We start from the raw sequence: 23,585 nt of genomic DNA on the forward strand, positions 1-23,585 counted from the left end.
ATGGTTATCGTAAGTAGTTCTTCCTGCGATGAACCCATTATATCAGAGTCATATTCACATTTAAAATATCGGATTTATCGGATTAGCTATTTTTCAGTACGGTCGCTTCAACATCATTGATAAATCGGCGAAGCTTCGCAGCCACATCTCGATTGATCTCACCATTCTCATACAACTGTTGTACCGTGTTACGCTGCTCTTGAATGGCTACCATTTGCAGTTCAAGCTTCTCCTGATTGAACGGATCTTCGGTCTTCCCCTTATTCCAGCTTCTCAGTCTGGCGATCACCCGCTCATACTTGGCAATCACGGACAGCGCCACAGGCCGATTACCGTCGTTCATATGAGCCCGAATGGCTTTGATAGCCGCTTCCGAAGTACGAAGCTTAACCTGTCGAAACTGATCTGCATTCTCTAACATGAACGGCTGCTCGGGCTTCTCCGAGCGATTCGTAAACAGATGACCGAGCACACGTCCGATCTCACTAATGGAGAACATCATCTGCGTGTTGGTGCGGTTAGCCAGCATCATTTCCTTACGGTCCAGCCAGCTGTTACATTTAAACGCCGCTTCGGATGCAATGACGTTCTCATCCATCATATTTTCAATTTCCTTGCGCTCCGCACGCGTGCCAATCAGGTTAATGGCCGTTTCCTGCTTCATGATGTCCTTGCGTTTGCCCGCCGTCATCTGTCCTGCAGCCTGCCTGATGTATTTCGATAAATCAGAGACTACAGCAAGTGCTGCGGCTTTGTTCTCGTCGGTCATCTCGGACTTGACTGCCCGAATGGCCGCATTAAGCATGATGTCCTGTGCCTTTCGCTCTGTCGTTTGCTGAGAGCCATCAGCAGCCTTTTCATCATTCTTGGCGAGTACTGGAAGAAACACGCTTGCAGCGATTAACGTAAACAGAATAACTCCGGCAGCCAGGAATATGATCAAATCCCGTTCCGGGAAAGGGGACCCGTCCTGAAGCACATACGGGATGGAGAATGCACCCGCAAGGGTTACCGCGCCTCTCACACCCGACAGGGAAATAATGGTCATCTCTTTTAACCTTGGTTTTCCAATCGGGGACTTCTTGCGGAACCACTCGTTCCCCCGCCAGAACAGATAGATCCAGACAAAACGAAGCAATAACAACAATACGGATATTAATCCAACATACCCCAGAACTTGAAAATTGTTAAAGGTTACATTCTTAAAGATTGTATTCAGCACATCCGGAATCTGGACACCCAGAATGACAAACACCAAGCCATTTAAAATAAATAGAATTACGGACCATGTGCTTGCAGAGACAACCTGCATCTTCAACTGAACCGATTCAGTCCGGTCACGTTCAATGGCATGGATAATACCTCCCGCTACAACGGCCAAAATACCTGAAACGCCAATTTCTTCACTCACCAGATAAATAACGAATGGCGTAAGAATCTGCAGCAGCATATGCACGGTGACGTCTTCCATACCCAAACGCCGGATCCATACACCGAGCCGAATGAGCAGAAAGGATAATAGCGCACCTACCAGCAGTCCACCAATGGCAATGATGAGAAAGCTGAATGAAGCCTCCGCCAACGAGAAAACGCCTGTAACCGTTGCTGCGATGGCAAATTTAAACGCGACCAGGCCCGATGCATCATTCATCAAAGCTTCGCCTTCGAGAAGTCTATGTATGCTTTTGGGCAGATGTACACGCCCTGCCATGGCGCCAACGGCAACCGCATCGGTCGGGGACAGGATGGCTGCAAGGGCGAAAGCGGCAGGCAGCGGAATAGTGGGAATCAGCCAGTGAATGGCATAACCAGCCACAACTACGGTAACAAAGACCAAACCGAGTGCCAGCAGCAGAATGGGAGCCCTTAAATTCCACAGTTCATGCCTTGGTGTTCGTTTGCCATCGTTGTATAACAATGGCGCGATAAAGAGCACAAAAAACAGTTCCGGATTCAGTGGCAGATGTACCCCTGCAGGAAGAAGCGCAATGGCTACGCCGAGGACAATCTGAATGAGCGGAACCGGGATGAAAGGTACAAACCGGTTCAGGATGTTCGATAAACCGATGAGTACCAGCAATACAAGTACCGCAATAAACAATTCCATGATGGTAATCCCTTTCCCTAAATGAAGTAATAAACCCAATCGGAGTAGTCTTATTTTAACATATATCCGTTTTTGTTATAAAAATGTTGTCATATTCATTACCCCGATAGCGAAGACAAGTAGCTCAGAGTAACAATTCAGTTTGGATTTGTTTATAAGATGTTACAATATGCTCAGGACAATACCCGTTTGGAAAGGAACATGGTAACTATGGCATTTGGAATTAATCGGCAGGAGTTGTCAGAATGGAAAGACCGTGTATCACGCGGAGAACTTGCTTATCTTACTCATTTTTGGATAGACCCGCGTTTCCCGGGCATTACAAGCGTAACCAAAGTAGGCTGCTCGAATCTGGAACGCCTTGAACAATGGTGTCTGGAACACGGCCTTGATCCACGCTATATCCATCGACGTCAGCCTTTTCCCCATTTTGACCTGCTTGGACAGAAACAAAAAGAAATCCTGATGGAGATTGGCCTAATGGACCACATTCAGCGATTCCACCTGTAATAATCAGCTTATAACATGAAAAACGTCAGCCTTCAACATTCGTCCCAACCCGGGGTCGAACCTTGAAGACTGACGCTTCAATGACATTTAACGATGTGTTTGTTCCAAAACCTTCATTTTTTCGAGCAGCTTCAGTTCAATTTTCTTAAGCATGCCTATCATCTGCTGCTGTTCTTCTTCCGTAAGCGCTTGTAACAGTTCCCATGTCATACGTCCACGGTTTGCAGTCAGGGATTTGGCCAGCTGCTCTCCATCTTCCGTCAGGGATAACCACACAATTCTTCGATCCTCTTCACTGCGTACCCGCTGAATCAACCCTTCACTCTCCAGCTGATTCAAAACAATGGTGGTAGCGCCAGATGATAAGCTGAGCTGCCTCGCCACATCGACAGCCATACAGCGCTGTTCCCTTAAAAGCATGCCCAATATATGACTCTTAGTCGGATTCAGTTTGCAGTTTGTTTCTGTTTTCTGCTGCTGGTCCAATACCTTATTTTTATATCTGAAGAAGGCCTCCAACAATTGATCAATGTTTGCCAATTGAGAGTTTTGCTCCGTATCCAGGCTCATAAACGTTCCTCCTGCCTTTCATCATAACCTTCCTAACATTGTAACATATTTGTACTTTTTTGTTTGTGAAAAATACGCTTGCTCCATGGATCCATTGTTGTTTGTAAAGTTCATGCTTATTTTTGCGATACATGTGACAAGCTACCTCATAGCATGATAAATGATGCATTTTGAGGAGGTAATGGAGCTTGAATATTTATATTGTTTTCGATAGCGAGGGTGGTCATACACAGGCGCTGGCCGAGGCGATTGCAGCCGGGGCAGCCAGTGTACACGGGGCCACCGTTCATCTGCACTCCACCGAAGAAGCAGATGTATACAAACTGGTGGAAATGGACGCCATTATATGGGGATGTCCAGGTCATTTTGGTTCAATCAGCTCCGGTCTGAAAAAATGGATCGACAAGCTGGGTTACCTATGGGCTCAGGGAAAACTCGTGGATAAAGTAGGTGCTGTATTCTGTACGATTGCCACAGAACATGGAGGGCTCGAATCAGCATTACTTCATCTGCTGACCCCGATGCTGCATCAGGGAATGATTATAACCGGGCTGCCAGGAAACTTTGCTGACAACGCTTTATATGGTTCTTATTATGGCGTTGGAGTTACCTGCCCAGTGGATAGTGATGTTCTGTTAAGCGATCAAGGAATTGCTCTTGGCAAAGCGCTTGGAGAACGTGTCGCCCGAATCACCAATCGTCTGATCACCTAGACCGTGTTCCATTCGGGGGATGTATCTTACCTTTTTGTTCTCAAGCCTGCCCTCCCTTCAAGAAGCGGGAAAACAGCGCAGGCTTGAGTCCACCTTCTAAGCAAAGTCACAACTGCCTATTGCAAAATTGAAGCGTGTTTGTTTATAATAACTAGTATCTTAAAGTTACTTTTAGTTACTTAATAATTTTTATAAATTTGTTATCAGAAAGTAATATAATAACATAGCAAGGGAATTTTATATATGAATGACAATAATCCGTTACAAGTAGACGTCTGTATTGTTGGAGCCGGACCAGGCGGTGCCCTCCTGTCTTACTTGTTGAACCGCCAAGGAATATCAACAGCACTAATTGAGCGTCAACCTCATCTGCACAAGTCATTTCGCGGTGAACTGCTTAACCAGGACGGTGAAGCTGTGCTTAGCAAGCATGGACTCTATTCGGGCGTAGCACAGCTTGGAGCCATGCCTTTGGAGCAGATTCAATACTGGGAGAACGGACAGATTATCCACACGGTTTACCCTGGTGAGGGAGAATCGCATGTGGGCATCCACGTACCACAGGATCACCTGCTGGATTATATTGTTTCACAATCACAGGCCCTGCCGCACAATCACGAGACGGTACTATTTAATACGCTGATGACCGGACTGCTTAGAGATAAGACAGGAAAAACAGTAGGCATCAATGTTCGGCAAAATGGTGTTCCCGCTTCTATAGAAGCAGCCATTATTGTCGGAGCGGACGGGAGATATTCTGCTGTACGAAAATACGCTGGCCTCACCCCGGATATACGCAAGCATGGTTATGATCTGTTATGGGCCCGAATTCCCGCGCCTGTAGGCTGGGAACCAGCCGTTCGTATGGCGAGCATGAACGGTCAGCAGCTGGCGCTGTTCTCCCAATACGGCGGGTATGTACAGATTGGCTGGAATATTCCACAGGGTTCCTTCTCCAGGCTGCGTGAGCAGCCCTTTGCCCCTTTTGTGGAGAAACTCGTTGAAGCTTTCCCGTGTCTCGCGGAATCGGTTGCTGCACATATTCAGACCTGGAGCGATTTTGTACTGTTATCCGTAGAGAGCAGTTATAGCGAGTCATGGACTCAGGACAATGTGGTTCTGCTCGGTGATGCGGCACATACCATGACGCCTACAGGAGCCTTTGGGCTCAATGCAGCGCTAGAAGATGCCGATGTACTTGCCGAAATTATCATTCAGATGGCCTCTGATCAATTTCAATCGATGGACCTATTGAAGCAGCTTCAGGTGATTCGCAGCAGCAAAGTGAAACAACAGCTTGCTCGTCAGGTGGAGATGGAATCCTCTTTTCAACAGCGTTACGAATCCATGCGCTACCAACCGCTCGAAATCGATAACATTTAATTCATATCAAACATGCCGATGGCTTCTGTTCAGAGGCCATCGGCATGTTTTGCTTCATTTTGCAATTATATTTCGCGACCGTTCATTGCACTTACCCGAAGCTCATTCAGGGGCAGCGACCTCATCTCTGGATGGCGCAAATACACCGTTCGGCTCTCCCCTGGAAGCAAGTCGAAATAGTTGTCACTGAATCGCACACGTCCCAGCGGAAGCTCCAGTTTAACCAATCTTGCGATGGCACCGCTGGCTGTAACGGTAACAGACTGCTCCTCCTCATTGACATGTACACTCAGCTGGGACAACGGCAGCGCGATAACCTTCGGATCACGCAGGAAATATCGGTTAAGCGGGGCAGCAAATCCTTCCGATACGAGTTCAATCATGACTTCTTCGGCACGTCTGCCCTGCAGAACTGCTGCTTCACTTAATACTCCAACCTTTGAAGAAGATTGGGGTTCAACCTCCACCTGCAGTGTATCCGAATATACTTTCTCACCATTCAGCTGATATACATTAATCCGGAGATGTCCATGTAACCCCTCAAGTTTATCGTTCACGACCCACAATGCAAGCGGATCGCCTGGCTCATGCTCCAGTGACAGTAGGATCGGATGGAAGAAGGTCTTCCCATAATAAAAGGATGCCTTGGGCAGCAGCTCATAATCAATCATGGACCAGCTCGTTCCCGGCCAGCTATCGTTCAGCTGCCACACAAGCGCGCCACTATTCCGGTGATTGATCCTCCGGAAATGTTCGATTCCGTACCGTAAGCCTTCTGCTTGAGTCAGCATCGAATAATTCATGTATTCTTCAATCGTTTGTGGAATGCCCGTGTAGCCTTCCATCAGAAGAATGCCCTTTTGGTGATTGGTATCCTTGTTGCGATAGGCCATCTCCGGACTTCCCCAGTAGAACTGCCCTTCAGGCATATTTTTCTCCAGCGTATAACGGTTGGCCGAAGCATGCATGCCGAATTCACTGCTGAACAAGGCATAATCCTTTTTAAAATTTTTAAATGTTACGCCCTCAATGCTGTAGTCGAGCAGCGGCGGTTCACCGTGTTTTCTTGGATAAACGGAACCATGCCAAACCTGCCAGTTGTGACGGTCGCCAACATCCGGATCATTGGCATCATTGCCATCCTTGTCTCCAAACGGTGAAGAGGGCCAATATGGACGGGACGGATCCAGACGTTCCAGAGCCTCAGGAATCAGCTCATGATAGATCAGCTCCCCATAGAACGGACTGGTGATGTCTCCGCTGGCAGACTTCATATCGTAAAGCCAGTCAATCTCGTTATTGCCGCACCAGAGGGCAAGTGATGCCCGGTTCCGCAGCCTGATCACATTATTTTCAACTTCGCATCTGACATTCTCCATAAAATCTTGATTGAAGTCAGGAAATAATGCATTGGCAAAGGCAAAATCCTGCCACACCAGCACCCCTAGCCGATCGCACTCATCATAAAAGACATCCTTCTCATAGATGCCGCCTGCCCACACCCGCAGCATATTCATGTTTCCTTCGACAGCCAGCTCAATGAGCTCCCGATATCTCGAGTCGGGAATAGCACCAATTAGATGATCAGCGGGTATCCAGTTTGCCCCCTTGGCATACATTTTGATTCCGTTCAGTATAAAAGCAAATGCGTCTTCTCCCTGTTCATTGTGGAGGGCAAGTTCAATGGTTCGTATCCCATAGGGCTCGCGATAACAGTCTACTTCAATTCCATCGGCGTATAGGACTACCTCCAGTGTATACAAATACGGTTCACCCAGATCATGCGTCCACCACAATCGCGGTGAAGGCACAGCCAGTGTTGTATCCGCCTGTCCGCCTTGGACAGTCAGCGCAGCAGCTTGAATCACTTCCTCACCGCCCGCATCCAACAAGCGGACATCACATGTCGTGACCACAGCTTGCTTCAGCTGCTGTCTGCTTCGGAAGGACATCACCGATTTCACTTTTGCCGTAACGTCGATAACCGCCTGTTCTTGGCTGACGGACTTGGTCTGGGCAAACACACTATCCAGCTTCGCTATCTTGTGTCTCTCCAACCGGACTGCACCCCAGATGCCGACAGTAACCATGCGCGGTCCCCAGTCCCAGCCGAAATTCATCGCTGCCTTGCGCAGCCAAGGCCGTTCCTTCGTATAGGATGACCAATCGAATGTCTCTTTGTCCCGGTTGTGCAGAGACAGCGGATCGAATCGAACTGCAATGGCGTTCCACCCATGGCGGACCAGCGACGTTACATTGAAGGTATGGGACATGAGCATATTGGCTGTTTTCCCCACCTCATGTCCGTTCACATAGACCGTTGCGAACGTATCCAAACCTTCGAAGACAAGCTCGAAATGTTCCTGACCCTCTTCCGCCTTCACCAGGTTAAAGTTGGTACGATACCACCATTCCTTTTGCTCGATCCAACGGCTCTTGGCATCGTTATGCCCGTAGTATGGCGGATCAATTATGCTCCGCGCCACCAAGGCCGAATGAACATCCCCTGGCACTTCCGCCCCGATCCAGAAACGGTCATCCAGTGCAGCAGCTGCAATGTCCATCGTCCGTTTTTCCCCGACTTCAAAATGCTGGATCTTCCATTGACCTGACAAATCCTGACTTGAATCACTCTTCCTCATCATCATATGCCTCGCTCCCCAGATCCCTGAATCATTCCACATTATCGAAAACGTTTGCAGAAACAACTACAACCATTCGTGTCTGCTAACTTCCTGAAGGCTTGAATGCATACGCCTCTTCGCGAAATTCACTCGGGGTCTTGCCTGTATGTTTTTTGAACAGTCTGCTAAAGTATTTTACGTCTTCATACCCACTCATGGCAGCCACTTCACTGACTTTTGCAGGAGAGACTGCCAGCATCTCCATGGCCCGCCGAATACGCATATTCGTTACAAAATCCCCAAACGTTGTACCTGTCTCTTTCTTGAACAGTTCGCTGAGATGTCCCGGGTGCAAATGGATTTGGCCAGCCACCTGCTGTAGACTGATTTCTTGAGCCAACCCGGATTCCATGTAGGCAATGGCCTTTTGCACATGCGAAGCCTGCCCTTGACCCATTTGGCTATAATATGTATGCATCAGACCATATAAATGGTGAAACAGCATATCCTGAAGGTCCGCAGCATCTGCATCAGGATTCGGCACCCATGGATCATATCGTGCAGGCTCTTCTCTTCCTATTGCACGCATCGTGCGAACCAGCCAGCGTTGTCCTGCAATGACCGCGGAATGCAAACAGGCATTGAACGATTCCGGTGTTACCTCCGGGTCCAACACGAGTTCTTTCACAAGCTCCCGCGTCCATGTGGTGAGCATGACAGGGTCATTATCGAGCAAAAGGGTCCCCAGCACGGTTTCCTCTTCATGCGTAAGTAATGTTTTACCACCCTTGCGGTTTTTTACATGCTCGATGCTCCAAATTTTATCGTCAAGCAGACTCATATATTGATACGCTGCGGATGCTGTTAAATAGCTTTCGTGAAGATGTATCTCGCCACTAACAGGATGCCCTACAGCTGCACGGAGCGTACATTTCAGGAGCTGCTCCATATGATTAACTACCGTTCCCAGCGTGTTCAGCAATTCCTGCTGCCTGCTCGTTATCTGCATTACACCAATAATCTGTTCCTTATGAATATGTGTCGCTGCACCAGGCAGCATATCCTCCAGCATATTTTGCACGGCAAATCTCAGAAGTGCAGCAGAAGAGCGACTCCATCCTTGCGCACGAATAACGAATACAACCTGCTGATAGACCTGACTGCCGTCCAATGACACACCAGCAGACTCCGCCGCGCCTGGCTTCAAAAATGCTGGACACGAACCTGTAATCACATCACCTTCAATAACCCACCGTTCAAACAACCGCTGTTTATTCTCCTGTAAAAGTCGCCCTTCCTTGGACTTTTCTGTCCAGCGGTCCATAACTCTTTGCTTGGCCTGAAGAACCGTTTTGATGATCTCTTCCGGTTTGCTCGTTTTTAACAGATAATCCGTCACACCCTGCCGAATCGCCTGCTGTGCATAAGAGAAGTCATCGTAGCCTGACAAAATAATGACCTCCATCTCAGGCAGCAATTGCAGTCCTTCATTTGCAAGTTCAAGCCCTGTCTTGCCAGTCATGCGGATGTCAGTCATCAGAATGTGCGGCCGCTCCTCAGCCAACCGGGACAACGCTTCTTCTGCCGAGGCTGCTGGTGTAAGGAGATCAATCCCCAGCTCGCCCCAGGCAATAACGCTGGCAAGTCCGGTGCGAATGATCACTTCATCATCGACAATCAGTAGTCTCATGGCGATTCCTCCAGAAAGGGTATGGAAAATGAAATACGGGTCCCTCCACCGACACGGCTGTCCATTTCAAGTTGAGAAGCCGCACCATAATGGAGCAGCAATCTCTCATTAACGTTGTGGATCCCGTAGCCACCAGCAGTGGGATTCACTTCCGGCAGTCTTTCCTTCAGCTGTTCCAGCCTCTCCTGGTCCATGCCGACACCATCATCCAGTACCAATACGTTCATTCGTGCTTCGTCCTGATCTTGACGAATCATGATGGTGATCGTTCCCGGACCATTCTTGGGCTGAATACCATGTATCATGGCATTCTCAACGAGCGGCTGCAGCAGAAGCTTCAGCATCATCCGCTGCTCCAGTGCAGGATCCACAATATAGTGCACCGAAAATTTATCAGGGAAGCGGATGGACTGCACCCGTACATAATGCTGGATATGGGCAACCTCCTGGTCCAACAGGACAGAAATCCTTGCCGTTATTCAGGCTGATGCGCAGGAAATCACTTAAACCTTCGACCATATCCGCAATCCGGCTCTCTTTTGACATCAGGGCAATCCAGTGAATGGACGATAGGGTATTATACAGAAAGTGCGGATTGATCTGTGCCTGAAGTGCCCTGAGATCAGCTTCTTTCTTGCGAGCTTCACCTTGTATAACCTCTTCCTTCAGGCTCTCGATATGTGCACCGAGCAGATTGTAGCTCTCTCCCAGTCTGCCGATCTCATCATCACTCTCAGATCGAAACAAGGGCAGCGGCCGATCCGGGTCAATACGGGACAGGTGCCTGGTGAGCACACGGAGCGGCCTTGTCACGCGGCGGACGGTAAACCAGACCAGCCCTGCACAGATTACAGCAGAAGCCACCACGGCTACAGCCGTGAGAATCAGTATATAACCGTTCTCCGACTTGTATTGGTCGTAAGGAACTGTTCCAGTCAACGTCCATCCAGTCAGCTGTTCCGGGTAATAGAGCAGCGTCCGTTTGTTTTCTCCGCTGCCATACGTAGTCGTCCCGCTCTCACTATGCCGAATCAGCGTCTGCAATTCTGGTTCGACCTGCTCCAGAGTCTGCCCAAGCCGGGATTTATCCATAGAGGACAGGATCTCTCCTGATTGTCCGACCAGCTCCAGACGCCCTTCACCTCTGCCTAGTCCGAGCGCAGCCCAGTCTTTGGAAATGGCCTTTTCATCCAGGCTGATCGCGAGCCATCCGATGGGTCGATAATCATGAATGCTGCGGATGGGACGCACCAACGTGATCACATTTTGTATGCCTGCATAGTTGCGAACCGGATAGACGCCGGTCCACATTTTTACCGCATCGCCAGCAGGAGCTGGCGGATCGGAAGTACCCGGTTCATACCAGGTAGCCGTTGTCAGAACAGCATCAAACCGATCCGGATATATCGCTATATTCGCAATATATTTTTTAGACGCCGCCAGATTGGTCATCCTGCCGACAATATCCACGCGGTCCAGTTCATGATCTTCATTTCGGCTCAGATACTGCTGAATATCGCGCTCTCCAATCAGGAAAATCGAAATATTCTCGGCGTCCTGCAGCATGTAACGAAGATTGGCTTCCACCTGTTTCAGCGTGTCCATACCGGACAGCTTCGTTTTCTGCTCGGTAATGCGGGAAGAGATCAGAAATGCGAACAGACCCAGCGCCAGCAGCGGCACGATCATGGAGGCAGTTACGACAACCGAGAGCTTCCTCTGCAGCGATGATGTGAGCCAGCTTCCCAATTCTTTTCCTCCTCTGGATGCACCTTCGTTTAACCCTTAACCGCTCCAGCCGTCATGCCTTTCATCACCTGTTCCTGAAAAACAAGATATAGAATTATGGTCGGAATAACCGACAATGTCATGGCGGCCAGCGTTAATCCATAATCCGTCTGGTATCCGTCCGCGAAATTCGCAATCGCCAGCGGTAACGTTTTCAATCCTGTCTTGTTAATGAATACAAGTGCGAACGAAAAGTCGTTCCAAGCATGCAAAAAACTCAGAATCGTAACGGTAGACAAGGCAGGCACTGACATCGGCAGCATGATCCGGGTGAACAGTCCCCACAGACCTGTTCCATCAATAAACGCCGCCTCTTCAATATCACGTGGTACACTCGTCAGATATGCCGTCAGTACAAAGATGGCCGTTGGCAATGCAAAGGCCGTATACGGCAGGATTAATGCCCAATACGTATTCAATAGGGACATCTGCTTCATCAGAATGAACAAAGGAACCAATGTGCTATGAATGGGAATCAGCATGCCTACAACGAAAAAGGTCATGACCAGCCCTTTCCAGCGGAACTGGAATCGTGACAGTATGAATGAGGCTAGAGCTGCAATAAACAAAGTCAAAATCAATGATCCCAATGATACCACCAGTGAGTTGCCAAATGCCGTACCCAATCTGGAGCTTTCCCACGCATTGCTGAAATTGGCTACATTCCATTGGGCCGGCAAACCAAATGGCCTGCTGTAGAAATCTTCATTCGTTTTGAACGCACTGATCACAAGCCAGTAAAACGGATACAATGTTAAAATACCATACACCGTCAGCAGCGTCCAAACAATTCCGCTGCGCAGCCGGCGAACCGGATGGCCTGAAGCTCTTCCAGGTGATGGCATCGTTACAGGTGTCGTACTCATTACAGTTCCCCCTCTCTTCTAATTCTCTTTTCTTTTGCGACTGGTCACCCACTGGCTTGTTCCGATAAGCAGCAAGGAGATCAATACGATGGTTGTCGAGATTGCACTACCGAAACCGTAACGATAGGTTGTAAAGGTTGAATTATACATATACGTAGCGAGCAGCTCGGTTGCATGAGCCGGACCACCTTTGGTCATGATGTACACCAGATCAAACGATTTCAGACTGCCCGAAATACACAGAATGATCGCAACCTGCACGGTACCCCAGATCATGGGCAGTGAGATCGATACCAGCTTACGGATGCCCGAAGCGCCGTCAATTTTGGCAGCATCATGTATTTCACCAGGAATGTTTTGCAGTGCAGAGATGAAAATAATAAGGTACAAACCAACGAAGCTCCACAGCAGTGGCGGTACGAGAGAGAAGATGGCAATTTTATCGTCAGAAAGCCATTGCAGCTTCCAGCTCTCCAGGCCGAGCGCATCCAGCAGGAAGTTCAGGATCCCGATCTGCGGATGATAGATATACTGCCAGATCATGCCGATAACGACGGTAGACAAGACCATGGGCAGGAAGACAGCAGAGCGCAGGAAGCGCTGCAGCGGATTGCTTTTGTGTAAAATGACCGCGAGCATCAGCGCTAACGGAATCTGACCGAACACGGAGGCCAGTACAAAAATGACGTTATTTTTCAGTGCCCGCCAGAATACCGGGTCATGCCAGATCTCCACATAGTTATTCAGGCCAATATATTTGGACTCCCCGATGCCGGACCAGTTGAAGAAGCCGTAATAGGCTGACCATACAACCGGAACAAATACAAACAATGCATATATGATGACTGCCGGAGCAAGCCCCAGCATAATAAAGCGACGACTGCGCAGTGCATTCATTCCTTCACTTCCCTTCATTAATGCCTTACATATCCCTTTCACACATTGAAAGCCTGCAAATGAAACGGAAAACCCCTCCCCTGCCGGGAAGGGGCTATACTGCTCAGTTAATCCCATGAAGTACGAATCACCGAGCGTTTTCAATCTACAACCTATTCCTCATCGATTCTGTTAATTGCCAGCGGCATTAGCCTGTGCAGCCTGAATTTTGGCAGCGATATCTTCCGCTTTGCCGCCCATCAGCAGTTCCTGCAATCCATTATTAATAACTTCAACCGTTGCAGACCCCAGCTTGGAATCGTAAACCGGATTAATCTTCACTTCCTGCATCAAGTCGTACAATTCGATGAACAATGGATGTGCCTTGGATTTATCCAGCTCAATGTTGTAGCTAACGAGTGTACTGCTGTCCAGCGTAGCCTTTTGGCCGTCAGGCCCTGCCAGGGCATAGAACAGCTCCATGGCTGCCTCTTTTTGGGCACCGCTCAGCTTTTTGCTTACACCCAGACCGGTACCTACCACACCTGATGTCGTTCTTGGCTCTCCTTCACCACCATCTACCGGGGGAAGAATAGTAATATGAGTGTTGTCCAATACCTCCGCAGGTGCGTTGTTCACCAGGTTCGCCAGGGCCCATCCACCATTCATGACCATGGCTGCTTTCCCCTGAAAATACAGCTGCATCATCTGGGTTTCGTCAATGCTGTTGAACCCATCCTGAAATGCTTTGCTGTTACCAAGCTCTTGCATTTTGTTTAACGCCTCAATAAACTGCGGATCCGTAAAACTGGCACCATCCTGGGCTGCTGCTTTCAGAAACCAATCTGTACCCGTAATCCGGTCTGCCAATGTACTGAAGATCGTCGATTGTGCAACCCAGTTTGCCTTGTTCCCCAGCGCCATTGGAATAACCTTGTTCTCATTAAACGTTGCAATGGCCTGTTCCAATTCAGCCCACGTTTCAGGAACTTTGACGTTATACTGTTTAAACAGTGCTTCGTTGTAATAAATGAAGGAACTTGGCGCCAGATTCATCGGCACGGAGTAGATGTTTCCGTCAACCGTATATCCATCCAGTGCATTCGGGATAAAGTTGTCCTTCCACTCCGGCTTCGCATCCAGCTCTGAGTTAATGGGCTGAAGCAGATCGCCTTTTACAAACTCTTTCGTCATGGCATCCGGCCACATAACAAACAAATCCGGCATTTCGTTTGCAGCTGCTACAGTACGGAGCCTTGTTTTAAGGCCGTCTGTCGGCAATCCCTCATCCACCACTTCAATATCCGGATGTGCTGCCCGGAAATCTTCAATAATTTTTCGCATGGCTACTGCCTTTGCATCCTGTCCGGTCCAGTTATGCCACAGCGTAACCGTGACTTTATCGCTGTTGCCCGTTCCCTCCGAACCATCACCGCCACTGCAGGCAGCGAGTACCATCGAAAACAAGGCAATTGCCACAAAACCCGAAAGCCATCTTTTTAACATCTCTATACTCCCCCTTGGCTGTTTGAATACCCTCATTGTAAATGGTAACGCTATCATAACGTAAGGTGACGATCCACGGATGGTGGGGTGAAAAATATCGGATGCCCTACCCAATAGCGTGTTACTTGTAATTAGAACAAAAAGAGCTCTCGATGGAGAGCTCTTTAAGCAAACAAACTATTTCGTATGAAAAAGAATAAGTTCAATTTATTTCATGCTGCTTTTGATAAGTGCCGCAAAAGCTTCCGAGCCTTCCTTCGTCAAATGTACGCCATCTTTTTCAAAGTACTCGTCGTGCCCTTCGCTTGCACTGTTCCAATCAATGAGGGAAACATTACTGTAAGATGAGGCTGCTTCGTTCAGTGCTCTGTTAACCGTTCGTTCCCAAGGACGAGGGACCCGGACAGTAACCAGATATACATGATTCTCATCCTTGAGGTAATCCAGCACGGAATCCAGACTTTTGGAATTGAATGAACCGTTGGTTCCCAGCTCAAGGACAACCTGATTGCCAAGTTGGTCGTTTCGTTTAAGCCCATCCAGGACATCGGCTGCCTCCCACATCTGACGACCAACATGACCATCCACGTGTACCCCGGACATATGTTGTTCCAAATAAGGCTTGGCATCCAGAATGACCGAATCCCCTATCACGGTATAGTGGATCTTGCCGTCTTCAGCAGGGGGAGCTTTGTCTCCACCCTCTTGCGAAGCATCTCCTGGCTGATCCGGGTTCCCCGCAGAATCAGTCCCGTTATCATCGGCATGATCCTTATTTCCAGCAGCATCTCCAGCAGTCTGGTTCGGCTCATCAGCAGCCGTTCCATCTCCAATATCGGATGCCGGTTCCTCCGTTTTGGAAGGCGTATCTGGCTTCGACGTCTGCTCTGCTGGCTTGTCTTGCTGATTTCCGCCATCATCCGCAGGCTTGTCATTCTTCTGCGGTGCCGGCTTCTGGCCGGCATCTGCGGTATCAACAGGAGCCGGAAGAACATCCTGTCCGATCTCTTCATGCACAGCATGTTCTCCATTCAATGTGGTAGACATCGATACAGAATGTGAGTCGGAGTTCGCTGCAGAGGAAATCATCATCTGTGACACGGTGAAGCACATAAACAGAGCTGACATCACCACTCCGCCCCGCTTCAACCAGATCTGATGCGTACTAATACCGTTTCGCCCTCTACCCCATAGCCGGGACCAGGTATCACGGAATCCGTTATAGCGGATTGGATTTTCGATAAACTTCAATGATAGGGAAGCCAGCACTAACGTTGCTGCAACCTGCAGAACCATTCGAACCGGATGTAAACCTCCCGTATCGACCACAGGACTTGTCAGGATGATTACAGGATAATGCCAGAGATAGAGCCCATAGGAACGCTCCCCAATCCATCTCAGCGGTTTTGCACCAATCAGGCGTCCCAGCATCGAAGAGGGATGGGCCAACACAGCGACCAGCAGCGTAGTAGCTATGGCTTGAAGTACCATACCCCCTTGGTAGAGCGATGGTTCATATTCACTGCTGTTCAGCATCATGTAGACCAGCAGGGCCAGTGCTGCCAAGCCCGATACATCGAGCACGGCTCGATTAAGGTTCGCAAGGGAGGAGGACAGTTTGCGGCTTGGCCACACAACAGCCAGGGCAGCCCCGGCCAGCAAGGCAAAAGCACGCGTGTCCGTACCGTAGTATACACGGCTCGGGTCCAGATTCGGATTGTATAGAATAGCCATTGCTCCAGCAGATAACTCAGCGGCAACGACAATAAAAACAACGAGCCATCCCTTCCTTTTGAACAGCTTAATTGAAAGGATAAGGAGCAGTGGCCACACCAGGTAAAACTGCTCTTCCACGGCAAGCGACCAGAAATGTCCGAACGGTGATGGAGGACCGAAACTCTCGAAATAGGATACATGGTGGAAGATATACCACCAATTGCTTATGTATAATACACCCGATATAACGTCCCCACGCAGGGCAGCAAGCCGGGAAGGATCTGTGAAGAGAAGCCAAATCATGACCACTGCAGTCATGGTAAGCATGCCAGGCACGAGACGCTTGATTCGTCTCACCCAAAAATCACCGAGTGATATGCGTCCATGTTCCTGCCATTGGGACACAAGAATATCTGTAATCAGATAACCTGATAAAACAAAGAAAATGCCTACACCGAGCAAACCGCCGGGAATAAAACTCAGATTAAGATGATATCCAATCACAGCAAGAACGGCAATGGCCCGCAGACCATCCAATCCGTTCATATGCCGCCTGTTGTTCAACGTTTGTGACATTCGCGCCCCTCCTTGTTGCTTCGGGCCCACATCGTGGATGTCTGGGGCAGCTGCAAATCAGCTTGGCTTCGCATCGTGATTCTGGTTGTCATTAACATACGTATTGCACCTTTCGTCATTCATTTCCAATATATCGATCAACACTCACGTTTAGCATTATACGCTCAAGCGCAGTGAGATAAATTACAGCAGTAGTTACAAAGTGGTGAAACGATGTAACCTTTCCTGCCAGCTAATATAGCTGTAAAATCATACTCCAAAATTGTCGTTTAATACAGTCTTTTTCTTGGGCTGGGTAATATTACCTCACTACCATATCAATACAAAAAGACCGCCCACTTCCTCAGCAGCCACCATCCATTATAAACCTATCCCCAGCCGGATTGAAAGTTTTGCCCATAAATGCTTCTAGATGCCTAGGACTCTGGAGGTGAATAGGACGAATCCTCTTTTATTCCGGGAATCTTCTAGTTGTAATCATCCTTTGAAGCCTGCTGATTCTACGTCAGGTCATACAAAAAGGGCGACCAAAGTGCTGGTCACCCTTAACTGTATTCTACTCATCACATTAACCTGGATGATGTCTATCCTCTAATTACATTTGCTGTATCCACATTGGCTGCAAGTCTTGCAGCCTTCAATATTGATCAATGAAGCTGAACCACAGGAAGGACACAAATCTCTCGATGCTGTATAGGTTGCTAACGGTTCGTCCACAATCGCCGATTCAGAAATTCGATTCACACTCTGGTCTGCCTCTTCATTAGTAGAGGATGCACTCTCTTGAGGGGTGCTCTGTACATGGCTTTCGAGCGCCTTCGCTACTGCGTCTGCGATGGACTCTACCCGGTTTACACCAAAGCCAATCGCTCCCGAACCACCGATGCCTTTCAGATGTTTGATAAGAAGTTCGACTTTATGTCCGTGATCACCATATCGCAGGAACAGGGAGCACACTCTTCCCAGCGCTTCTGCCATGGCGAATACATCGGAACCGGCTTTACCCACGTTCAGGAAGATCTCCGCCGGAATGCCACCCAGGTCGTTGATCGTAATGTAAGCCATGCCAAACGGAGTATTTATTTTATACGTTGCTCCCCGCAGTACCTGCGGACGACTCTTGTACTGTTTATCCAGTACTTTGGCAGCAGGCGAGACCGCTACACTTGTTTTGCCCTCGTTCTCTGTCTCCGAAGGTGCGGACGTGAAGGCTGTCGTTTCGTTTGCAGCACTTGTTTCTTGTACCTTATCTGTCACACTTGTTTGTTCACTGACTTCGCTCTTCGCCTCTTCCTTCTTCGTCGTGGAGAGGACCTGTACATCGCGGCTGCCGTCCCGATAGATCGTAACTCCCTTACAACCTAGATCAAAAGCAAGCTCATACAACTGTGCCGTATCTTCAACCGTAAAATCAGCCGGACAGTTGGCCGTCTTCGAGATGGAGCTATCCACCCAATGTTGAATCGCTGCCTGTACCCGAATATGATTTTCTGCTGACAGATCCATCGCCGTTACATAATAGTCAGGAAGTTCCTCGCCGGGGTGTTCATCCAGCCACTCCTGGGCAATAGGGACAAACTGCTCATCGTAACCGAGCCGGCTTTGACGGAAATATTTAAACGCAAAGTAGGGTTCGATCCCTGTCGACGTACCCACCATCGTTCCCGTACTTCCTGTTGGAGCCTGCGTGATAAGCGTTACATTACGAATGCCTTGCTTGCGGATGGCCTCTCCCACTTCCGGATAAGCCCCGACCAGATTTTTCATAAATCCACTCTGTAAGTATGGCTCCACTTCAAAGGCAGGGAATGCTCCCTTCTCAGCCGCAATCTCTGCTGACGCGAGATATGCTTCTTTTGCGATAAAGCCATACAGTTTATCCAGAAATTCAAGCGATTCCGGGCTGCCGTACCGGATGCGCAGCTTAATCATCAGCTCTGCGAGACCCATCGTGCCAAGTCCAACCCGGCGCTCCCGCTGTTGATTCTTTTGGTTTTCCTCAAAATGATAAGGTGTCGCATCAATTACATTGTCCAAGAATCTGGCCGAAATGCGTGTTGTCTCCGCCAGCTCCTGCCATGCCACATCATGACTGGTTTCATCGTAAAATTTGGATAAGTTGATAGCCGATAGATTGCAGACGCCCCATCCTGGCAGGCCTTGTTCGCCGCATGGATTGGTACATATAATCGGATTAAAATACCAGCTGTTGGACATCTGATTGTAGTACTCCATAAAGACAACACCCGGCTCTGCTGATTTCCAGGCCGATTCGATAATCGTACGCCATATATCCCGGGCCTTTACTGTGCGGTAATGGATAACCTGGTGCCCGGCTTCCTTCCATTGCTGCAGATCCCCGTTCCACTCGTTGTCATAATCGGGATCGCTCGTATCCGGAAAAACAAGTTCCCAGTCCCCGTCCTGTTTGACGGCTTCCATAAATGCGTTGCTCACGCATACGGACAGATTGGCATTGGTGACCTGCCCCATCGTTTGTTTGACGGTAATAAAATCCATCACATCCGGATGCCAGTCGTTCATCATCAGCATAAGTGCTCCCCTGCGGCTTCCTCCCTGTTCAATCAGTCCAGTGGTATAACTGAACAGGCCTCCCCAGGATACCGAACCGCTGGAAGATCCATTGACCCCTTTAACAACGGCACGACGCGGACGGAGTGACGACAGGTTGATGCCAACCCCGCCACCGCGAGCCATAATCTCCGTCATTTCAGTCAACGTTTTCATGATGCCACCCCGACTGTCCTGCGGAGAAGGAATGACATAACAGTTAAAGAGGGTCAGCTCATCGCTAGCACCCGCACCAGCAGCAATTCGGCCTCCCGGAACCAGCTTCCAATCGTCCAGGACAGCCCGGAACTTGGATTGCCACTTTTGCTGTTTTTCCGGAGTGGATTCTACAGATGCCATCGCTCTCGCGAGCCGGTCCCACATCTCCTCCGGTGTTTTTTCTATATTAAGTGTCAGCTTCTCCACTTCCGTCTGGATCGTTTCTCCACTGCGAGTCTTCACTTTCACCATCTGACCCTGCCGTTCCACGATTTCCCCCACTTCCTTTGTCGGAAACTTCGGGTCATCTTTCGTCAGAACGAGTACAACATCTCCTACCTTGGCATGGTTTGGATCAGCATCCTTCCAGGCATAACGGTCCAAAAATATTTTTTCACTTAGTCCTTCCAACTTGTGCGACAATTTGTTCGAATTCATTATGTTTAACAGCCTCCCCAAAAATCCCATTACATTTCTATTATGTGTTTAAATTATGCCAAAACACCACATATAGTGATTTATATTCAGTATAGTACACCATATATTGATTTTCCATGTGACTTAAGTCACAGCTGCTCTTTCTATTCACCCTGTACTTGGACTAGCTCACTCTTACGCCATCAGACTCTCTCATTCAAAATTTGTGAATTTTTTTAGACATTAAGGTTCGAATTCGCACCTTATTTGGAGGTAGGTTATGAACTGCCTCTCATTCGTCCATACTATGAGCTACGAATAAAACGTCATCATGTATGGCAGGGGAGGAATCACCATGAACCGGAAACATCCGCTTCACATGAATCAACCTGCAGCAGAACTGCCCGTTCCGCTCGAATTCGATCGCAGCTGGCTGACCCAATTGGAGTCACGGCTCGATAAAGGCGGTCCTTGGGGAGATTACAGACTCTTTCAGCTTGGTATTCAAGCCGAAGAGACCAATCTGATTCCCAATTTTGATGAAATACAGTGTCTGAAGCATTTGCAGGGACTGACGCCGCTTCCGCACCAGATGGACACTGCACGCAAAGTATTATTTGAAATGTCAGGCCGTGCCATTCTTGCCGATGAGGTCGGTCTGGGAAAAACCATAGAAGCCGGTTTGATTTTGAAAGAATATATTGTCCGCGGTCTCGTATCCAAGGTCCTCATTCTCGTGCCTGCATCCCTTGTACTTCAATGGGTACGAGAGCTGAATTCAAAGTTTGGCATTCCCGCAATTGCACAGAAAAAAGCCTATTCCTGGCAAAATGAAGTGGTAGTAGCTTCGATGGATACGGCTAAGCGAGATCCGCATAAGGACATCTTGCTGAGTACGGATTACGACATGATCATTATTGACGAAGCCCACAAACTCAAAAATAAAAAAACGACCAACTATCAATTCATGCTGAAACTGCGGAAAAAATATTGTCTGCTTTTGACTGCAACACCTGTACAAAATGACATGAGCGAGCTGTTCAATCTCATAAACTTGCTGAAGCCGGGCCAGCTGGGTCGTCAAGGTGACTTTAGTGCCAACTTTGTGGTGGATAAACGAATCCCCAAAAACCAGGAGCAGCTTAAGGACGAATTGTCCAAAGTCATGATCCGGAACCGCCGCGGTGAAGGACCCGTACAGTTCACCAAGCGGAATGTTTCCAATGTGAATTTGCAGCTATCTCCTGAAGAACAGGCACTCTATGATGGGGTAACTTCCTTTGTTAAAGATCAATATCAGGAGGCTGGTGGAAACCTGAGCAGCATGCTCTCCCTTGTTACGCTGCAGCGGGAAGTGTGCAGCAGCCGGGATGCAGTATTTGTTACGCTGGTCAATCTGTCCAAGAAGCTCCCGCTTGACTCCCCGCTCCGGGACAAAATTTGGGATCTGGTTGCCCATATCAAGGCCATTAAGGAAAATACGAAGGCTGAGAAAACGATGGAACTGATTCGAAACATGAATGAGAAAGTCATCATTTTCACCGAATACCGGGCCACGCAGGAGTATCTGCTGAATTATTTTCGCAACAACGGACTTACGGCTGTTCCATATCGTGGCGGCATGAACCGGGGGAAAAAGGACTGGATGATGGACCTGTTCCGAGGTCGTGTTCAGGCCATGATCGCAACCGAAGCTGGTGGCGAAGGCATTAACCTTCAATTTTGCCACCACATGATTAATTTCGACTTGCCCTGGAACCCGATGCGTGTAGAGCAGCGAATTGGCAGGGTACATCGGCTGGGACAGCAAAATGACGTCAATATCTACAATCTGTCGACGACAGGCACAATTGAAGAACATATTTTGAATCTGCTGCATGAAAAGATCAACATGTTCGAGATGGTCATCGGCGGACTGGATGTTATTCTGGAACGCCTGGAGAAAAAGGAATCCATTGAAAAGAGTCTCTATAAGATCATGCTCGAATCCCAGAACGAAGATGACATTCGACGGAAAATGGATTCGCTTGGACAATCACTGAATTCCATTCAGCGTGAAGTGGCCGATGAAGTGCCATCCGTCTCCCTTCTGGATCTGGGCAAAGGAGGACACTGACCATGACCATGTCACCCCAAGAAGTTCAAGCCTATGTGACAACCTATCTCGAAGCCATGGAATGCCAGATCATGGAGCGTTCTCCTGCACATATAACCGTTAAACTATCACCGGAAGCGGACAAGGCATTAACCAACCGTCCGTACTATTGGGGATTTGTTGAACGCACTGGAGCTCCGGCGGAGACGATGTCCTTTACGTTCGTATTTGATCCGGCAGCGCATCAGCAAGCCATCGATGCAGCAGAAGCCAGAGCTGCTCAGGCATCTCCCTCGCTCTCTGCAAGTCAGAGCGGACCTGTCGGCCCAGGCAGCGCCGGGTCCGGGTCCGGACCAGATGCACCTAAAGAAACCATTCTTGGCCGCTATTTCGGCATTACTCCAGCTCTGCCGCAGCTCGGGCCCGGCCGCATCCTGCGTGAAGACGTCGTCTATGGCAGTCGCAGACTGCAGCAGATCTTTGAGGCAGCCCGTGAAGGCGGCGCATTCGTGAACCTGTTTGAGCAGGCACCCAAGCGTCAGCTGCGCGCTGCCGTACCAGCTGTATATGAACCATGGCTTGGTGTATGTTTCAAAGTGGAATTTGCCTGTGATTTGAAACGGGAGGAGCTCCATTTTCTTGGCATCTCCCTTCGCACAGGTGAAATTATCGAACAATTCGGTTCCAAGCTGAACCGGCGAGACCTCAGCCCCAGGCTGGCTGAGAACATGCATGTCCAGACAGCCAAGGTATCGCTGTCGGATGCTGGAGCAGCACTCGAGAAACACCTTACCAGACGTCTGCTGGAACTGGATTATGGTTGGGCTGAACAAGCCAAGGCACGACTGGACCTGGAACTTGCTGTGGTTGATGCGTATTACGAAGCCGTTCTTAGGGAGGATACGCCTGAGGTTGAATTAGACGACAATTCCTCAGGATCTGGTCGTGATTCTGCTTCCACCGGGCAAGAGCTCGGGACTAATTCTATGAGAATTCAGACTATTGCAGGGGATCACTCCCTTGTCCCTCCTGTGAATCGAATATCCGCAGGCATGGCTGGATTGGAGACACACTCGGATGCCGAACTTGCTGCTGAACAGGCTGTCCCTTTGGATGAGGAAACGGATACCGAGCAGGAGAAGGCACGCCAGGCGGTTCTGGACCGTGAAGCGATGAAACTGCAATACGAAACCCGCCGGACAGAAATGATCTGGCAGTATGAGCCCAAAGTCAAGGTCACGGCCATAAGCACCGGCATGTTTCATTTAAGATAGACGCAGACACTACTTTTCCAGCAAATGACGGCAAAAGTAGTGTTTATTCATGAGCAGCCACCCGACAGGTTGCAGCAACCTTTG

The 23,585-nt window shown here is 49.0% G+C and carries 16 protein-coding genes; 5 read left to right on the plus strand and 11 right to left on the minus strand.

Annotated features, from left to right (window positions below):
* Positions 1-82: 82 nt before the first annotated feature.
* On the minus strand, positions 83-2,107 hold the full coding sequence (locus tag ABIC22_RS28935) for a Na+/H+ antiporter (protein ID WP_354485551.1): 2,025 nt from the start codon (positions 2,105-2,107) through the stop codon (positions 83-85).
* Positions 2,108-2,317: 210 nt separating this feature from the next.
* Between ABIC22_RS28935 and ABIC22_RS28940 the strand changes: the two genes are divergently transcribed.
* Complete coding sequence (locus tag ABIC22_RS28940) at positions 2,318-2,617, plus strand: hypothetical protein (RefSeq protein ID WP_095287936.1); 300 nt, start codon at positions 2,318-2,320, stop codon at positions 2,615-2,617.
* 87 nt (positions 2,618-2,704) lie between these two features.
* On the opposite strand, the gene ABIC22_RS28945 is transcribed toward ABIC22_RS28940, so the two are convergent.
* Positions 2,705-3,187 carry a MarR family winged helix-turn-helix transcriptional regulator gene (locus tag ABIC22_RS28945; RefSeq protein WP_095358788.1) on the minus strand — a complete coding sequence of 161 codons (483 nt, stop codon included), beginning with the start codon at positions 3,185-3,187 and terminating at the stop codon, positions 2,705-2,707.
* 188 nt (positions 3,188-3,375) lie between these two features.
* On the opposite strand from ABIC22_RS28945, the gene ABIC22_RS28950 reads away from it, so the two are divergent.
* Positions 3,376-3,900, plus strand: coding sequence for an NAD(P)H-dependent oxidoreductase (locus ABIC22_RS28950; RefSeq protein WP_127536391.1), 525 nt, complete (start codon positions 3,376-3,378; stop codon positions 3,898-3,900).
* Between the two features lie 243 nt (positions 3,901-4,143).
* Positions 4,144-5,283 (plus strand): FAD-dependent monooxygenase, encoded by a 1,140-nt coding sequence (locus ABIC22_RS28955; RefSeq protein WP_354485554.1) that lies wholly within the window; start codon positions 4,144-4,146, stop codon positions 5,281-5,283.
* Between the two features lie 65 nt (positions 5,284-5,348).
* Here the strand turns inward: ABIC22_RS28955 and ABIC22_RS28960 are convergent, their stop codons facing one another.
* The 9 genes from ABIC22_RS28960 to ABIC22_RS29000 all read right to left on the minus strand — a co-directional run bounded on the left by ABIC22_RS28960 (position 5,349) and on the right by ABIC22_RS29000 (position 20,153).
* Positions 5,349-7,925 carry a beta-mannosidase gene (locus tag ABIC22_RS28960; RefSeq protein WP_354486139.1) on the minus strand — a complete coding sequence of 859 codons (2,577 nt, stop codon included), beginning with the start codon at positions 7,923-7,925 and terminating at the stop codon, positions 5,349-5,351.
* A gap of 85 nt (positions 7,926-8,010) precedes the next feature.
* Positions 8,011-9,597 (minus strand): helix-turn-helix domain-containing protein, encoded by a 1,587-nt coding sequence (locus ABIC22_RS28965; RefSeq protein WP_354485556.1) that lies wholly within the window; start codon positions 9,595-9,597, stop codon positions 8,011-8,013.
* Positions 9,594-10,052, minus strand: coding sequence for a sensor histidine kinase (locus ABIC22_RS28970; protein WP_354485558.1), 459 nt, complete (start codon positions 10,050-10,052; stop codon positions 9,594-9,596). The genes ABIC22_RS28965 and ABIC22_RS28970 overlap by 4 nt, the downstream gene beginning before the upstream one ends.
* Positions 9,991-11,346 carry a sensor histidine kinase gene (locus ABIC22_RS28975; RefSeq protein ID WP_354485560.1) on the minus strand — a complete coding sequence of 452 codons (1,356 nt, stop codon included), beginning with the start codon at positions 11,344-11,346 and terminating at the stop codon, positions 9,991-9,993. Before ABIC22_RS28975 ends, ABIC22_RS28970 begins: the two co-directional genes overlap by 62 nt.
* Positions 11,347-11,375: 29 nt before the next feature.
* Positions 11,376-12,251, minus strand: a complete 876-nt coding sequence (locus ABIC22_RS28980) for a carbohydrate ABC transporter permease (protein WP_483312572.1) — start codon at positions 12,249-12,251, stop codon at positions 11,376-11,378.
* 18 nt (positions 12,252-12,269) lie between these two features.
* On the minus strand, positions 12,270-13,148 hold the full coding sequence (locus ABIC22_RS28985) for a carbohydrate ABC transporter permease (protein WP_095287994.1): 879 nt from the start codon (positions 13,146-13,148) through the stop codon (positions 12,270-12,272).
* Positions 13,149-13,319: 171 nt separating this feature from the next.
* Complete coding sequence (locus ABIC22_RS28990) at positions 13,320-14,633, minus strand: extracellular solute-binding protein (protein WP_127536401.1); 1,314 nt, start codon at positions 14,631-14,633, stop codon at positions 13,320-13,322.
* 207 nt (positions 14,634-14,840) lie between these two features.
* Positions 14,841-16,925 carry an acyltransferase family protein gene (locus ABIC22_RS28995; RefSeq protein ID WP_354485563.1) on the minus strand — a complete coding sequence of 695 codons (2,085 nt, stop codon included), beginning with the start codon at positions 16,923-16,925 and terminating at the stop codon, positions 14,841-14,843.
* Positions 16,926-17,516: 591 nt separating this feature from the next.
* Complete coding sequence (locus ABIC22_RS29000) at positions 17,517-20,153, minus strand: adenosylcobalamin-dependent ribonucleoside-diphosphate reductase (RefSeq protein WP_354485565.1); 2,637 nt, start codon at positions 20,151-20,153, stop codon at positions 17,517-17,519.
* Between the two features lie 334 nt (positions 20,154-20,487).
* On the opposite strand from ABIC22_RS29000, the gene ABIC22_RS29005 reads away from it, so the two are divergent.
* The gene (locus ABIC22_RS29005; protein ID WP_354485567.1) at positions 20,488-22,248 is read left to right on the plus strand and encodes a DEAD/DEAH box helicase; all 1,761 of its coding nucleotides are present in this window, start codon (positions 20,488-20,490) and stop codon (positions 22,246-22,248) included.
* A 2-nt stretch (positions 22,249-22,250) separates the two neighbouring features.
* Complete coding sequence (locus tag ABIC22_RS29010; RefSeq protein WP_354485569.1) at positions 22,251-23,501, plus strand: YqhG family protein; 1,251 nt, start codon at positions 22,251-22,253, stop codon at positions 23,499-23,501.
* Positions 23,502-23,585 lie beyond the last annotated feature (84 nt).

This window comes from Paenibacillus sp. PvP094, from assembly GCF_040546835.1.
Lineage (GTDB): Bacteria > Bacillota > Bacilli > Paenibacillales > Paenibacillaceae > Paenibacillus > Paenibacillus illinoisensis.